The sequence below is a fragment of the Paenibacillus sp. FSL R5-0378 genome (assembly GCF_038009285.1).
GTDB lineage: Bacteria > Bacillota > Bacilli > Paenibacillales > Paenibacillaceae > Paenibacillus_AQ > Paenibacillus_AQ favisporus.
Genome location: NZ_JBBPAY010000001.1, coordinates 5871564 through 5885331 on the forward strand (window position 1 = coordinate 5871564; position 13768 = coordinate 5885331).

General features: G+C 50.9%; 13 protein-coding genes. 3 read left to right on the top strand and 10 right to left on the bottom strand.

The window, feature by feature from the left end:
- Window positions 1-70 precede the first annotated feature (70 nt).
- The 8 genes from MKY74_RS27295 to MKY74_RS27330 all read right to left on the bottom strand — a co-directional run bounded on the left by MKY74_RS27295 (window position 71) and on the right by MKY74_RS27330 (window position 8134).
- Window positions 71-1000: an ABC transporter ATP-binding protein gene (locus MKY74_RS27295; RefSeq protein WP_076169841.1), complete on the bottom strand. Its 930-nt coding sequence runs from the start codon at window positions 998-1000 to the stop codon at window positions 71-73.
- A complete protein-coding gene (locus MKY74_RS27300; protein WP_076169840.1) occupies window positions 997-1992 on the bottom strand; it encodes an ABC transporter ATP-binding protein in 996 nt (331 codons plus the stop codon). The genes MKY74_RS27295 and MKY74_RS27300 overlap by 4 nt, the downstream gene beginning before the upstream one ends.
- A 14-nt stretch (window positions 1993-2006) precedes the next feature.
- On the bottom strand, window positions 2007-2954 hold the full coding sequence (locus MKY74_RS27305; protein WP_076169839.1) for an ABC transporter permease: 948 nt from the start codon (window positions 2952-2954) through the stop codon (window positions 2007-2009).
- A 2-nt stretch (window positions 2955-2956) separates the two neighbouring features.
- Window positions 2957-3889, bottom strand: coding sequence for an ABC transporter permease (locus tag MKY74_RS27310; RefSeq protein WP_076169838.1), 933 nt, complete (start codon window positions 3887-3889; stop codon window positions 2957-2959).
- A gap of 234 nt (window positions 3890-4123) precedes the next feature.
- Window positions 4124-5797: a peptide ABC transporter substrate-binding protein gene (locus MKY74_RS27315; protein WP_076169837.1), complete on the bottom strand. Its 1674-nt coding sequence runs from the start codon at window positions 5795-5797 to the stop codon at window positions 4124-4126.
- A 165-nt stretch (window positions 5798-5962) separates the two neighbouring features.
- Window positions 5963-6355 carry a DUF3397 domain-containing protein gene (locus tag MKY74_RS27320; RefSeq protein ID WP_076169836.1) on the bottom strand — a complete coding sequence of 131 codons (393 nt, stop codon included), beginning with the start codon at window positions 6353-6355 and terminating at the stop codon, window positions 5963-5965.
- A 6-nt stretch (window positions 6356-6361) separates the two neighbouring features.
- Entirely contained in the window at window positions 6362-7330 is a 969-nt protein-coding gene (locus MKY74_RS27325) for a ketopantoate reductase family protein (protein WP_076169835.1), read from the bottom strand.
- A 153-nt stretch (window positions 7331-7483) separates the two neighbouring features.
- Window positions 7484-8134 carry an RsfA family transcriptional regulator gene (locus MKY74_RS27330; protein WP_076169834.1) on the bottom strand — a complete coding sequence of 217 codons (651 nt, stop codon included), beginning with the start codon at window positions 8132-8134 and terminating at the stop codon, window positions 7484-7486.
- 329 nt (window positions 8135-8463) lie between these two features.
- On the opposite strand from MKY74_RS27330, the gene MKY74_RS27335 reads away from it, so the two are divergent.
- Window positions 8464-8700 carry a DUF2626 domain-containing protein gene (locus MKY74_RS27335; RefSeq protein ID WP_076169833.1) on the top strand — a complete coding sequence of 79 codons (237 nt, stop codon included), beginning with the start codon at window positions 8464-8466 and terminating at the stop codon, window positions 8698-8700.
- A 219-nt stretch (window positions 8701-8919) separates the two neighbouring features.
- Window positions 8920-10020: a coiled-coil domain-containing protein gene (locus MKY74_RS27340; RefSeq protein WP_144025410.1), complete on the top strand. Its 1101-nt coding sequence runs from the start codon at window positions 8920-8922 to the stop codon at window positions 10018-10020.
- 39 nt (window positions 10021-10059) lie between these two features.
- On the opposite strand, the gene MKY74_RS27345 is transcribed toward MKY74_RS27340, so the two are convergent.
- Together MKY74_RS27345 and MKY74_RS27350 are read right to left on the bottom strand one after the other, a co-directional pair.
- Window positions 10060-11280 (bottom strand): extracellular solute-binding protein, encoded by a 1221-nt coding sequence (locus tag MKY74_RS27345; RefSeq protein WP_076169831.1) that lies wholly within the window; start codon window positions 11278-11280, stop codon window positions 10060-10062.
- A gap of 409 nt (window positions 11281-11689) precedes the next feature.
- Entirely contained in the window at window positions 11690-13024 is a 1335-nt protein-coding gene (locus tag MKY74_RS27350; protein ID WP_076169830.1) for a PhoH family protein, read from the bottom strand.
- Window positions 13025-13138: 114 nt separating this feature from the next.
- Between MKY74_RS27350 and MKY74_RS27355 the strand changes: the two genes are divergently transcribed.
- Window positions 13139-13696, top strand: a complete 558-nt coding sequence (locus MKY74_RS27355; RefSeq protein ID WP_256993151.1) for a YhcN/YlaJ family sporulation lipoprotein — start codon at window positions 13139-13141, stop codon at window positions 13694-13696.
- Window positions 13697-13768 lie beyond the last annotated feature (72 nt).

Below are 13768 nucleotides of genomic sequence, written 5' to 3' on the forward strand. Positions count from 1 at the left end.
CCAATGTTGTTGTATCCGTCAAAGCAAACAAAAAACCGCCGGGATCACCCGGCGGTAAAGCTGTCATAGCTTAGGCATATGGAGCAGCGACCCAATGGCCTTTGGAAACTTCCACAAGTCTCGTGTCTTCCTGATCCGCTGCATCTCCGCCTTTGGCGGAGTGAATCGGACCCGACTTTTCGTCGTTCATCAAGATCCGCTTCTTGTTCTCCTCCACTTCGGGATCCGGGATCGGAATCGCCGAGAGGAGCGTTTTTGTATACGGGTGAATCGGATTGGCATACAGTTCCTCACTGTCTGCCAGCTCTACCATTTTGCCCAGGTACATCACCGCTACGCGGTCACTGATATGCTTGACCATCGACAGGTCATGGGCAATGAACAGATAGGTCAGCCCAAGCCGGTCCTGCAAATCCTTCAGCAGGTTGACGACCTGTGCCTGAATGGACACGTCCAGCGCCGAGATCGGCTCGTCGCAAATAATGAACTTCGGATTGACGGCAAGCGCACGGGCAATCCCGATCCGCTGCCGCTGACCGCCGGAGAACTCATGTGGATAACGGGTGGCATGATCCGGATTCAGACCGACCATATCCAGCAATTCCTCCACGCGCTTCTTCCGCTCTTTGCGGCTGCCGGCCAGGTTGTGGATATCCAGCGCTTCGCCGATAATGTCCGACACGGTAAACCGCGGGTTCAAGGAAGCGTATGGATCCTGGAAAATCATCTGCATGTCGCGGCGCATCGCTTTCATCTTGGAAGGCGACAGCTTGTAAATATCCGTTCCGTTAAACTTGACGCTGCCGGCAGTCGGCTCGTACAGGCGGAGAATCGTACGGCCCGCGGTCGACTTGCCGCAGCCCGATTCGCCCACCATGCCGAGCGTTTCGCCTTCGCGGATGAAAAAGTTAATGTTGTCCACGGCTTTGACGATCTTGCCGCCGCCGACGTTAAAGTATTTCTTGAGGCCTTCGACTTCGATCAAATGGTTCTCTTTCATGACGATTGAACCTCCTTGGCCATCGGATGAAGATTCCAGCAGCGCGCCATTTGGGTGTCGCTGAATACCGTCGCTCCCGGATTGATCCGTTCGCATACTTTCATCGCTTCATCGCAGCGGGCGCAGAACGCGCAGCCGACCGGCGGTTTAATCAGGTCCGGCGGCGTACCGATAATCGGAATCAGCGGCTCGCCCTTCTTCTGGTCAAGACGCGGCATCGAACGCAGCAGGCCTTTCGTATACGGGTGCTGCGGGTTTTTGAAAATCTCCCACTTCGTCCCCGTCTCTACCACTTCACCGGCGTACATGACGATAACGCGGTCACACATGCCGGCAACGACGCCGAGGTCATGCGTAATCAGGATAATGGAAGTTCCGAGCTTCTGCTGCATTTCCTTCATGACGTCCATGATTTGCGCCTGGATCGTCACATCCAGCGCTGTCGTCGGTTCGTCGGCGATCAGGAGCGCCGGGCGGCACGCCAAAGCGATTGCAATCATGACGCGCTGGCGCATCCCGCCGGAGAATTCGTGCGGGTATTGATTGAAGCGTTCTTCCGGGTTCTTGATGCCGACAAGTCTCAGCATTTCCAAACCGCGCTCTTTCGCTTCTGCGGAGGACAGCTTTTGATGCTTGATCAGAACCTCGGTAATTTGCTTGCCGACCTTAATCGTCGGATTCAGGGAAGTCATCGGATCCTGGAAAATCATGCCGATGTCTTTCCCGCGGATCGCTTCCATTTCTTTATTGGTTTTCTTCAGAATATCTTCGCCCTGGAAAATAATCTGACCGCTCTTGATGTCAGAAGGAGGAGACGGGATCAAGCGCATGATCGTCTGCGCGGTCACACTCTTACCACTGCCGGATTCACCGACGATCGCCACCGTTTCTCCTCTGCCTATTTCAAAATTCATGCCGCGGACGGCTTTGACTTCGCCGCCTTTGACGTGAAAGGATACATGCAGGTCTTTTACTTGTAAAATCGGCTCCATGATCTCACCTCCTGTTATTTCAATTTCGGATCGAGCGCATCGCGGAGGCCATCACCGAAAATGTTAAATGCGAGCATTGTCAAACTGATCAGAATGGCCGGGAACAGCATCCGCCAAGGATAGTACATCCAGCCAGTCAGTGCGTCGTTGACCATCGAACCGAGCGAAGCGATCGGTGCCCGGACACCAAGACCGAGGAAGCTAAGGAAGGCTTCCGAGAAAATCGCGTTCGGTACCGACAGCGTCAAAGTGACGATGATCGGACCAACCGCATTCGGCAGCAGGTGGCGGAACAGCAGCCGGCCGGAGCCTGCTCCCATGGAACGGGATGCCAGAACGTATTCCCTGTTCTTCAGCTGCATGATTTCACCGCGGACGATCCACGACATGTTAATCCAGCCGGTAATGGTCAGCGCCAGAATAATCGTTCCGATACTCGGCTCAAAGACGACGAGCAGCAGAATCGTAACCAGCATATAAGGAATGGAATACAAAATTTCGGAAAACTTGTTCATGATGGCGTCGACGCGTCCACCAAAATACCCCATGATGCCGCCGTAAATGACACCGATCAAGAGGTCAATGAGTGCGGCAGCCAGGCCGACGACCAAGGAAATACGGGCGCCCATCCACGTCCGGACGAACATGTCGCGACCCAAGTCGTCGGTGCCGAACCAGTGCTCCTTGGAAGGAGGCTGATTCGTTGCCAGCAAATCGTTGGTTGCCGAATCGAATTTCGAAATGATTGGCCCGATAATCGCAGCCAGAATGATCAAGATGAGAACGACCAAGCTCGCCATGGCGAGTTTATTTTTACGTAGACGCTGCCACGCGTCTCTCCACGCCGAAATACTTTCCCGCTGAATAATTTCAGCCTCTTTCTCATCGGTACCGATTTTCCGGAAGTCTTCGGGCGTCAGCTCTACGTTGTTATTCATCAAGGTTGGTTCCTGTACAGCCATCGTTAGCCCTCCTTCCCGCCGGTTAATTTAATGCGCGGATCAACCAGCACGTATACGATATCGGTGATGAAACGGGCCAGCATCAGCAGTACGCCGTAGAAAATCGTCACACCCATAATCATCGTGTAATCCCGGTTGGTAATACATTCGACGAACACTTTACCAATCCCGCCGATTCCGAAAATCTGCTCGATAACGACGGAACCCGTAATGACGTTGGCGGTCATCGGTCCGATATAAGTAACCACAGGCAAAATGCCGTTACGGATCACGTGCTTGAACATAATGGTCATCCAGTTGAGGCCCTTGGCCTTGGCTGTCTTGATATAATCCGCATGCAGCACTTCGAGCATGCTCGAGCGCGTCAAGCGGGCGATAAAGGCAATCGGCTGCGCCGACAACGCGGCGACCGGCAGAACGTAGTCAAGCGGGCCGTCAAAGCCCATGACGTTGAACCAGCCCAGCTTCTGCGCAAACAGATACTGGATCAGCGATGCCAGCACGAAGCTCGGAACGGCGATGCCCAGCACCGCCAGCACCATAGCGATATTATCAATAAGCTTTCGGTGGTACAGCGCGGCGAGCATGCCGAGGAGCACACCGACAATTACGGAAATAACGATGGCGAAGATACCCAGTTTCAGGGATGCAGAGAAGGTCTGCAGAATAATGCCCCCTACCTCCTGGTTCTGATGCTTCATGGAAATCCCCAGGTCACCTGTTGCAATATCCCCCAAGTATTTGAAGTATTGCTGATATACCGGCTTGTCCAATCCATACTGTTCCATCAGCCGGGCTTGGATTTCAGGCGGTACATTTTTCTCGGACATAAAAGGGTTACCAGGAATGGCCTTCATCAGAAAAAATGTAGCCGATATCAAAATAAAGAGCGATACCAGCATATAGAAAAACTTGCTCAGTACGTAACGTACCATGTCCGATTTACCCTCCCCGCTAAACTTCATATAACATGGCACCAACCATCGCGGACCATATTTTAATTTTAAAGAATGCCGAATCTATTTGTCCATGCTATATATTTCAAATTGAAGAAATCCTTGGTAAAGATATATACTAAGCAAAAAAAACGGGATATATATGGAAGCTCCACACATATATCCCGAACAGTATTTATCAAGCTAAGCTGCTTTTGTTAGACCATTCGAAATTTATTCGAAATAAGCTCTTGTAAAGTCTACTTGACCGGCATAGTCAATAACAACGCCTTTAAGATTCGGTTTGATCAAGGCAACGTTTGTATAGTAGTAAATTGGCAGCACGACCTGCTGATCTTTAATAATCATCGTTTCAGCCTTTTTAAAATCTTCCATACGTTTTGCTGTGTCAGGTGTAGAGAATGCGTCTTTGATCAAAGCATCATACTCTTTGTTTTTGAAGCCGGAATCGTTGTTGCCGCTGGTCGAAGTCCACAGATCGAAGAAAGTCATCGGATCGTTGTAGTCCGGGCTCCAGCCGGCACGTGCGATTTGGTAGTTCAGGTTTTGACGGTTCTTGAGGAACACGCCCCATTCTTGGTTTTCGGTTTTCACTTCAACGCCAAGATTTTTCTTCCACATATCTGCAATGGCAAGCGCAATTTTCTTATGCTTGTCATCGGAGTTGTAGATCAAAGTGATCGGAGGAAGCGTCGTGTATCCTTCTTCCTGCATGCCTTCAGCAAGCAGCTTCTTGGCTTCTTCCATATCTTCGGTGAAGAAATCGTCCTTGAATTCGGTACGGTATTCACCCTTGTCACCGGAAATGCCTGGCGGCACGAATCCGAACGCAGGGGTTTCTTCACTCATCGTTACTTTATCGACGATATCCTGACGGCTGATGGCCATCGAGAACGCCTTACGGATTTTTACGTTGTCAAACGGTTTCGCTGTTGTGTTGAACACGTAGTAGTAAATGCTGCCGATCGGTTTCAAATCGAGCTCGTCCTTCAGCTCGTTCTTCACTGCAGGCATTTGGTCCGTAGGAATCGTTCCATTCGGGTTACCTGCATAGTCAAGCTGGCCAGCCTTATAGCTGGACAGTTCCGTTGCACTGCTGTTGGACAGCGACATCGTAACTTTGGTCAGCTTGATGTTCTGGTTATCCCAGTAGTTTGCGTTTTTGGTCACTTCGATCTTCTGACCGGTTGTCCAAGTTGTGAGCGTGAATGGTCCGTTCGTTACCATCAGCTTCGGATCGGTTGCCCATTTGGCGTTGTCTTTCACCGATTGGTGCACCGGATAGAACGTGTAGAACGAAGTCAGACCCAGGAAATAAGGAGTCGGATTGTTCAAGGTTACTTCCAGTGTGTTGTCATCTGTCGCTTTTACGCCAACTTGGTTAAAGTCGGTAATTTTTTTGCTGTTGTAGTCTTCTGCGCCTTTAATGTAATAAAGCTGATATGCATAAGGCGGTGCTGGGCTTGTAGCCGGATTCAAAACCCGCTCCCAAGCGAAGACGAAGTCTTTTGCCGTTACAGGGTCGCCGTTGCTCCACTTCGCGTCTTTACGCAGATGGAACACGTACTTCAGACCGTCGGAGGAAACATCCCACTTCTCGGCCACACCCGGAATCGGGTTGTTATCCTTGTCAATACGCACAAGGCCTTCGTACATCATTTTCAGTACGGTGTTAGCTTGAGTGTCCTGGGCTTGCGCCGGGTCAAACGTTGGCGGCTCAGCGCTCAGGTTAATGTGAAGTACTTGTTCTTTAGCAGCCGACGAACTTCCTTTGTCGCCGCCGCTAGCCGTGCTTCCGCCATTGTCATTCTTGGAACCGCACCCAGCAAGTACAGTGCCAACAACGAGGATCAGCGTCAGAAGCATGAGCAGGCTTTTCCTTTTCATTAACTGTTCCCCCTAAAGGTAAATTAATTATGTGTATGGTAAGAAATTATACAACCAGTGGTCAAAAAAATCTACACAGAAAAACATGAAAATTTTACTTTCTTGTGACAAACGGCCAAAAACAACGATTTCCCCTGTCTTTTTGTTGATTAAAATTGTAAAAAATTAGGCCCCAGTCTGTATTATGTATTTAAAAATACCGATTAATGTAAATATGATGTAGCTTGCGCTCATGAGCATAAAGGACATTCTCCATACGACTTTGGCGATTTTCCTGGCATCAATCCTGCCTTTGAGCCGGTTCTGCGCCCCGCCGATCAACCCCACCGCGATGAGCATGAACAAGAGGATCAAATAAAAGCCGAACCGGGTATGGAACGTATTGTTGAACAGCGCCGCAACGGAAAAGATCAAAAACAATGTAGTGACGTCCATGGCCAGCAGCAGCGCGCGGTTTCTGCTGTTTTTCCGCCAGTAATATCCTCCTAAATACACGAGCAAAAACGGGAAAAACGGAAGGATGCTCAAAAAAATAAATGAATTTCTCAAGAAATCCAAGATTCCTCACTCCTCCTCTGCGATTAATCCTTCGATGAGCCGGGTCACCAGCTCGTTGACAGGAGCCTGAACCCCCGCCTTCAGCGCCATGTCCGCGATGCTTCCATTAATCCAGCCGATTTCCGTCGGCGAACCGGCAAGCACATCCTTCAGCATGGACGAGGTATTCCCGGAAGTCGCTCTGCACACATTCAATATTTGATCCCACATGTCGTCCTCATACCGAATTCCGCATGCGTCGTAAACCGCTATGGTCTCTTCATATAATTCCTTCATCAGCTTCATCCTCATCGGACTTTTCAACAGCTCTCCGTTCGGAATCCTCCAGAGTGCGGTCAGCGGATTGATCACCGCGTTGATCAGCAATTTACGAAACATCATGTTATCGATGTCATTCGACAATACCGGGTAAAATCCTGCTTGTTTTAGGGCCTGAACAAGATTTAACCATCGGCCGCCAATCTTGTTGGAGACATGCCCTATACCGCTCTCGCCGATCACCGTATCCCCGGATCCCGCATGAAACACTTCTGTATACGATGTTCTCTTTGCACCTTCAGTCGTCACCGCAGCCAGCATAGTCCATCCGGGCAGAATCGCCTTCAGCCTGTCCATATGCCCATGGCCGTTTTGAAAACAAACGACGACCGGCCGGCTGGATCCTTGCGGAAGCCTGACTTGTGATAAATAGCGGCATACCGCCTCCGTATCCTTTTGTTTGGTCATCACAAGCACATAATCTCCCGGCTTCGTCTCCCAAGCTTGTCCGAGCTGTTCGACCGTACCGGATTGAAAATGCGCGGGGTCCACCTTTAATCCGCTCTCACCGTCTTTGGCGATATGAATACCGGAATGACGGAGCTCCTCCGCCTGCCCGGCGCTGCGGCTCCAGATCCGCACTCGGCTGCCGGACCCGGCCAATTTTCCCCCAAACAGCAGTCCGAGCGATCCCGCGCCCACAATATCGATCAGCATTAGCCTGCCCTCCGTGTCTAATGGTTACTATCCGTGTCCCTATTATAGCGCATCCGGCATCACATAAGGCTTACACGCACGAAAAAACCCGTTCGGTCTGCGCAAACTTCACGCATCCGCACGGGATCTGTATTGCATCGTTGTGTATGACTTTTACTCAATCCGCTCCAGATTGCCGTTGGCATCCATCTTGAACCGCGACTTCAGTTCCTCGTCCTCTTCGTTCAAAAAGGCAAGCCTCCGTGCCCGGTCCATAATTTGAATAAGCGCTTTGTAGTCGTCATTAACGACCCTGTAATCGGTTTGGACTTCACTGACTTCCCTGGAGAGCCGCTCGTTGACCCTTCTCAAATTGTTCAGCTCTTCTTCCTTTTCACGGAGCTCCTTCTCCAGCATTTTCAGCTGGCGTCCGTTTTCCTGGAGGCTCCCTTTCCACTGCTTCAAAAAGCGGATGACCGCATCGATGGAGAGTGTCTCTTCACTGGCTCCCTCCATTTTGTAATAACCCGCCTCAGCTTCGGACAGACCTAAACCGGCCACCTGGATCCCCGAATTTGCCGGCTGCTTCTTATAGTAGCTCCGTTTCTGGCGCTGCGTCTTGGCCAGGCTGATTGCTTCCTCATACTTTTTACGGACACAGCTGTTCCATCGGAATCCGCAGGCTGCCGCCGTCCTTCCGATTTTTTCGCCTACTTCCTCAAAAGCGGCCAGCTGAGTGCTTCCTTCCCGGATATGCCTTAAGGTTACTTCCGCCAAAATAAGGTCATCCTCGCTGCTCCATGCATCTTGTCTAACTGCTGTCATGCAACAAAACCCTCCTAACAACATCCTAAAATAACCCGTCTCCATAACCGGATTGTTCACCGGGTACTGAATAAGGTATAACAGCTGCTTATTTTCATTTCTATGCTTCTCATAGAGTTCATAGAATCTATTTGATACTAAATTGTATTGCCAATTTGCAAAGTGCTCATACCCTCATATTGGAAATTTGCCGATGCATGGCGATGTATACTTTGTCATCATGGGACCACAATAATAAAAAGCAACTTTTTCGTTTACACAATTTTGGGTTAACGATATAATGATACGTAGCTTAGCTATGACCGTACATAAGGAGAGGGGGATATAACGTGGCACGCATGTTTCGAGTACTCGGGTTCTTTACGCTCGCAATCGGGCTTATGGCATATGCCGGCAACATGGTCGAGATGGCTCTGTTGTTCTTCGTACAGACCGCATTTTTCGTCATCTTGGGGTATCTGAAATTTACGGAGAGAACTTACATTCTTCTCTTCTGGGGCTATATGATCGTGACGTTTACCGGTTTCAGCTATTGGACAGTATTCAAAATGGGCTTACCGCTTTAATCCGATCATTAGAGAACCCAAAGGAAAGCGATCCGACATCCAATGCCGGGTCGCTTTTTTCGCTTTTGCCGACTTTTATCGGGGGCACCTGCATAAATCTGTATCTGCCTGCTGGGGTTATTTGGCTTGCCAAATCTGACAGGCTCCAAGAGAGATGATATTTTTTACCGTTGAATCATATATTTACAATGGACAACCATGGGGGAGGGATCAAATCCATTGAAGCCTTACAATCGACGCCTGCGAATCCTCTGCCTGCTTCTGCCGATGCTCTGCCTGTCGCTGCTCCGCCCCGTACCAGAACTTCGGGCCGACCCGTCCGCCGGCGCCAGCACAGACGACCGAGAAATATTGCAGAACAGCCTGTCTGTTGTGGAAATCGACCGGGAGATTGAGCGGATCACCGCGCAGCAGGAGACCATCCAGCAGGAGCTGAACAAGCTGTCCGGGCAGCTGGAAGACAAGCTGCTTCAGATCCAGGATCAGCAGAGCCGCGCGGGAGCCGTCATTCGTTCTTATTACATGGGGGAAAGGGAAGGCCTGCTCGTTGCCGTGCTGTCCGCCAAAGATTTGGGCAGCCTCATTCATATGTATGATGTCTACGATATGATTATGGAGCATGACCGCACGGTTCTTGATGCGTATCAATCGGAGTACAAGGAGATTAAAAACACGAAGCTGGCCATGGAGAAAAAGACGGCCGACCTGGAAGAAATGAAGTCCAATCTCATTGAGCAGCGGGCACGGGTATCGGCCCTGCAGCAAAAGGTCGATCAGGGAATCGCCTCAAGCAGCGATCCGGAAGCGCTCAAGAACATGATTGAGGAATTTACGCTTTATTGGGAAAATGTCGGGCTTAACGAGGTAAAAACCTATTTTGACGCGCTCGCCTCTGCCATGAACGACCTCCCGGAGTTTATTCAGAATCAGGACGGAGCGATCCGCACCAACGGAACGACCTATAATATCGACATCAAGGAGGACGATCTGAACGCTTTCCTCCGCTCCAAGAACGATCTGTTCAAGCAGTTTGCCTTCCACTTTAGCGAAGACGAGATTACGGCCTCCGGCCAAAGCGGCACGCTGTCCCTCGAAGTTCAGGGCCACTACAGCGTCGAGGAGCAGCCGCAGAACTCCATCATGTTCCATGTGGATAAGCTCGTATTTAACGGCTATGAACTGCCCGATACGACATGCCGCCAAATGGAGGAAGAGTTCGATTTGGGATTTTATCCGCAGCAAATCGTCTCCTTCGTAAAGGCGACCGAGGTGAAAAGTACGGATAAAAACCTCCATGTTACGCTTAAGCTGTCCATGTAACACAAAAAAGCCGGAGACGAACTGCCCGCGAGTATCGGATCAGCTTCCTCCGGCTTCCCCTCTAACAGCCTCAACGTAATCTGCGGCCGCAGATTTGCCTGTAATATAATCGCCTGATGCTTTGACAAACACATCCCATTTCGCCTGCAGCCTGCCTGTGTCCTTATCGGTACCTGCCGTCTGAAGCAGGGAGTTGAGATGGAACGGCAGTCCGGCCGGATTGAATACCGTATCGTCGTACAGGCTCTTCAGCGCCGGAAGTTTACCCGTAGCCTGGTACCATTCCTGCTGAACGACTGCTGAGCTCATATACGCGATCCATTCGGCCGCTTCCTTGGCATGCTGCGATCCCGCCGATACGGCGTAGCTTCGGCTGCGCAGGAGCGACGGATAGATGGCGTACAGCTGCTCGGGCATCCGCAGTTCCGTATTTGCTGTCTGGGACTTTGCCGCTTCCGAAACGGCGGAAATGGTTAGCGGAAGCTGGGCTCCGTCAGCGCCTTGCTCGGTCTGATCGATTTGCATGAATGCGCGTGCCTTGTCGATCCATTCCAGGGATGCCTGGCTCGGGCTTAACGGATCGGTGCCCAGTGCTCCCATCAAAGCTGCAGCATCATAGCCGTCCCCGGACGAAATCTCAAGCAGCTGCTGATGTCCTCGGTTCTTCGCTTTGCTCAGCAGCTCTTTCCAACTGCTAATACCGCCTGGAATATCCGTCACTCCAAGCGAATTCAACGCTTTCATATTCCATGCCAGCACATAAGGATCCATGTCGGCGGGCGTTCCCCACTGGTAGCCGTTCCATTCCACCTCTTGCAGCAGCGGGTTGATGGTATCACTATCCGCACGATTGCTTGTATAGAATTCGACTGGCAGCAGGTAGCCTCGGGAAGCCATCGGGCGGACCCACGAGCTGTTGATGAGCATGACATCGGGGCCTTCCCCTACGGCCAAAGCGGACGTCAGCTGAAGGTACGAATCGGCATCCGGGATGTTGTTCAATTCCACCGTGGCTCCCGTGTCGGTAACATATGTATGATTCAGCTCCTCGAGCTGCTTAAAATCCTCATCGCTCAGGTGCACGGTGACCCGGATGGGGGATTGGGACGTTCGCTCTTGTGTGGAAGGCTGCGGAAACAGAGACGCGTCATCTTCCTCTTCATGACCCGATGGGGTCTGCGATAAATCCTGCCCCTGGGATAAAGCGGTTAAAGAGAGCAGCAAAATGGCAAACAGAAGCCAGTAATTTTTCCGCCTCAAGTCTCTAGGCCTCCCCTCACAATACTTATACAATATTTTAGCAAATTCATAGGGCGCTTGTCCTATTTTTTTCTGGAAATGTTTAACGGACGGGCAAGCAATAAGCCGATGAGCCACACCATGTGGCTAACTGCGAATGTCCTTATTGTAATTCGAGTATATTTGATCCGGTGCCTGAAATTGTTAAAACTAAAGAAAGACGTCTATCGACATATCTTCTAAGAAGACTGACCGCTTTAAGTGGAAATTTCCTTGCGAGATCAAGAAGTGGAGGCTCTGAAATGGATACGTTCTGATCCCCTCTAAAAAAGCCCCCAGCCGGTTCCAATGAACCGGACAAGGGGGACTTCTTTTTATGTGCTGGCAGGTGGTGGCATCATTTCTCGGGAAATAGTACCAGCTTATGAAATCACAGCAGATCGGCTGCGAGCTGGGCCAGCTTGGAGCGCTCGCCCTTTTCCAAGGTAATGTGCCCGCTGATCCCTTCCTGCTTGAATTTCTCCACGATATATGACAGGCCGTTGCTCGATGCATCCAGATACGGGTGATCGATTTGCTCGGGGTCCCCCATCAGAATAATCTTGCTTCCCTCCCCTACCCTGGAGACGATCGTTTTTACTTCGTGGCGGGACAGGTTCTGGGCTTCGTCCACGATGATAAACTGGCCGGGGATGGAGCGTCCGCGGATATACGTAAGCGCCTCGACCTGAATGCTGCCCAGACCCATTAAAATTTTATCGATATCGCCCGACTTTTTCGTATCAAACAAAAACTCCAGGTTGTCGTAAATCGGCTGCATCCACGGACGGAGCTTCTCTTCTTTCTCACCGGGCAGATAACCGATATCCTTGCCCATCGGAACGACCGGCCTTGCGATCAGCAGCTTTTTGTACTTATGCTCATCTTCGACCTTCATCAGCCCGGCTGCCAAGGCAAGCAGCGTTTTGCCCGTACCGGCCTTTCCGGTAATCGTTACGATCGGAATATCGTCGTTCAGCAGCAGCTCCAGCGCCATGCGCTGTTGTGCATTGCGTGCGCTGATTCCCCATACGGACTCATTGCTCAAAAAGAGCGGTTCCAGCCGGAGCGCATCCGTATTCACCTTCAGCAAGGCCGATTTCGTGCTCCCCATCTCGTCCTTTAGGATGACGAATTCATGCGGATACAGCGGATATGGCAGCTGCAGCGGCTTGATGGACAAAAAACGGTACGAATAAAACTCGTCGATGATGGAAGGATGCACCTTAAGCGTAGAATATCCGGTATACAGATCTCCGGGACCTACGGTGCGGTCGGATAAGTAATCCTGGGTCACCAGACCAAGCACGTCCGCCTTGATGCGAACGAGCACGTCCTTGCTTACCAGCACTACCGACGTCGGGTCCTCCTTGCCCTGCTCCTCCAGATGATAATTTAAGGCGACTGCCAAAATGCGGTTATCATTGGACATTTCGCCGAACATTTCTTGTACTTTCACAAAACTGCGGTGATTCAGCTCCACTTTCAGGCTGCCTTTGTTTTCCAGAAGCACCCCGCTGTGCAAATGGCCGCCGTTTTCCCTCAATCCGTCCAGCAGGCGGGACACCGTCCGCGCATTTCTCCCGATTTCGTCGGCATTCCGTTTCTTGGAGTCTATTTCTTCCAGTACGACGGCCGGAATCACGACTTCATGTTCATCAAACGCAAATATCGCCCGGGGATCATGCAGCAGCACATTGGTATCCAGTACAAATATCTTTCTCATACTTTCTCCCTCCACTGAACTCATAATAAACACATAAATTATTTCGTCATGGACATCCTAAGTTACAACCCGTCATGCCAATTTATGACCTGGAAAGGACGATCACATATGAGAATGTTTTTGCTCGTTGTGTTAACTATGGCTCTACTGAGCGGTTGTAATCATCAGAACACTGCATCACCCTCTCCTCAAAGTCAACAGGGGCCGACAGCCGCATCAACCGGCGACCATCACCGCCTTTCACTCCGGTCTGCAGGAAACACAGCCGTGCGTTCCGCAGAAGATACAACGGACCTGGCTTTAAAAGACCATTTGGAAAACATCGCCGAAAAGGTGAACGGTGTGAAAAAAGCGCACGCAGTCGTGTTAGGCAATACTGCCGTTGTGGGCATCGACGTAGACGGCAATTTGACGCGTTCCCGCGTCGGAACCATCAAATATACCGTTGCCGAAGCACTCAAAAAGGATCCTCGGGGCAAAAACGCCCTCGTGACGGCCGATATGGATTTGTCCAGCCGGATTGCCGAAATCGGTCAGCATATTCAAAAAGGGGAACCCGTATCGGGATTCGCTTCCGAACTGGCGGATATTGTCGGCCGGATTGTGCCGCAGCTCCCGCGCGATGTCAAATCGCGTCAGAATAGCCCTTCTTCGCCAAGCCCAACCCGCTAAAGCACAGGACAGGCGAAATACCAGCCGAATTCAACAAATTTTGCAAAAAAAGAAAAAAGCCCAGTGATCAGA

Excerpts from the sequence above, each read along its gene's own strand:
- MKY74_RS27355 (WP_256993151.1), top strand. The coding sequence starts at position 13,139 with ATGTTTTTGCTCGTTGTGTTAACTATGGCTCTACTGAGCGGTTGTAAT.
- MKY74_RS27300 (WP_076169840.1), bottom strand. The coding sequence starts at position 1,992 with ATGGAGCCGATTTTACAAGTAAAAGACCTGCATGTATCCTTTCACGTC.
- MKY74_RS27295 (WP_076169841.1), bottom strand. The coding sequence starts at position 1,000 with ATGAAAGAGAACCATTTGATCGAAGTCGAAGGCCTCAAGAAATACTTT.
- MKY74_RS27310 (WP_076169838.1), bottom strand. The coding sequence starts at position 3,889 with ATGGTACGTTACGTACTGAGCAAGTTTTTCTATATGCTGGTATCGCTC.
- MKY74_RS27350 (WP_076169830.1), bottom strand. The coding sequence starts at position 13,024 with ATGAGAAAGATATTTGTACTGGATACCAATGTGCTGCTGCATGATCCC.
- MKY74_RS27315 (WP_076169837.1), bottom strand. The coding sequence starts at position 5,797 with ATGAAAAGGAAAAGCCTGCTCATGCTTCTGACGCTGATCCTCGTTGTT.
- MKY74_RS27325 (WP_076169835.1), bottom strand. The coding sequence starts at position 7,330 with ATGCTGATCGATATTGTGGGCGCGGGATCGCTCGGACTGCTGTTTGGG.
- MKY74_RS27305 (WP_076169839.1), bottom strand. The coding sequence starts at position 2,954 with ATGGCTGTACAGGAACCAACCTTGATGAATAACAACGTAGAGCTGACG.
- MKY74_RS27330 (WP_076169834.1), bottom strand. The coding sequence starts at position 8,134 with ATGACAGCAGTTAGACAAGATGCATGGAGCAGCGAGGATGACCTTATT.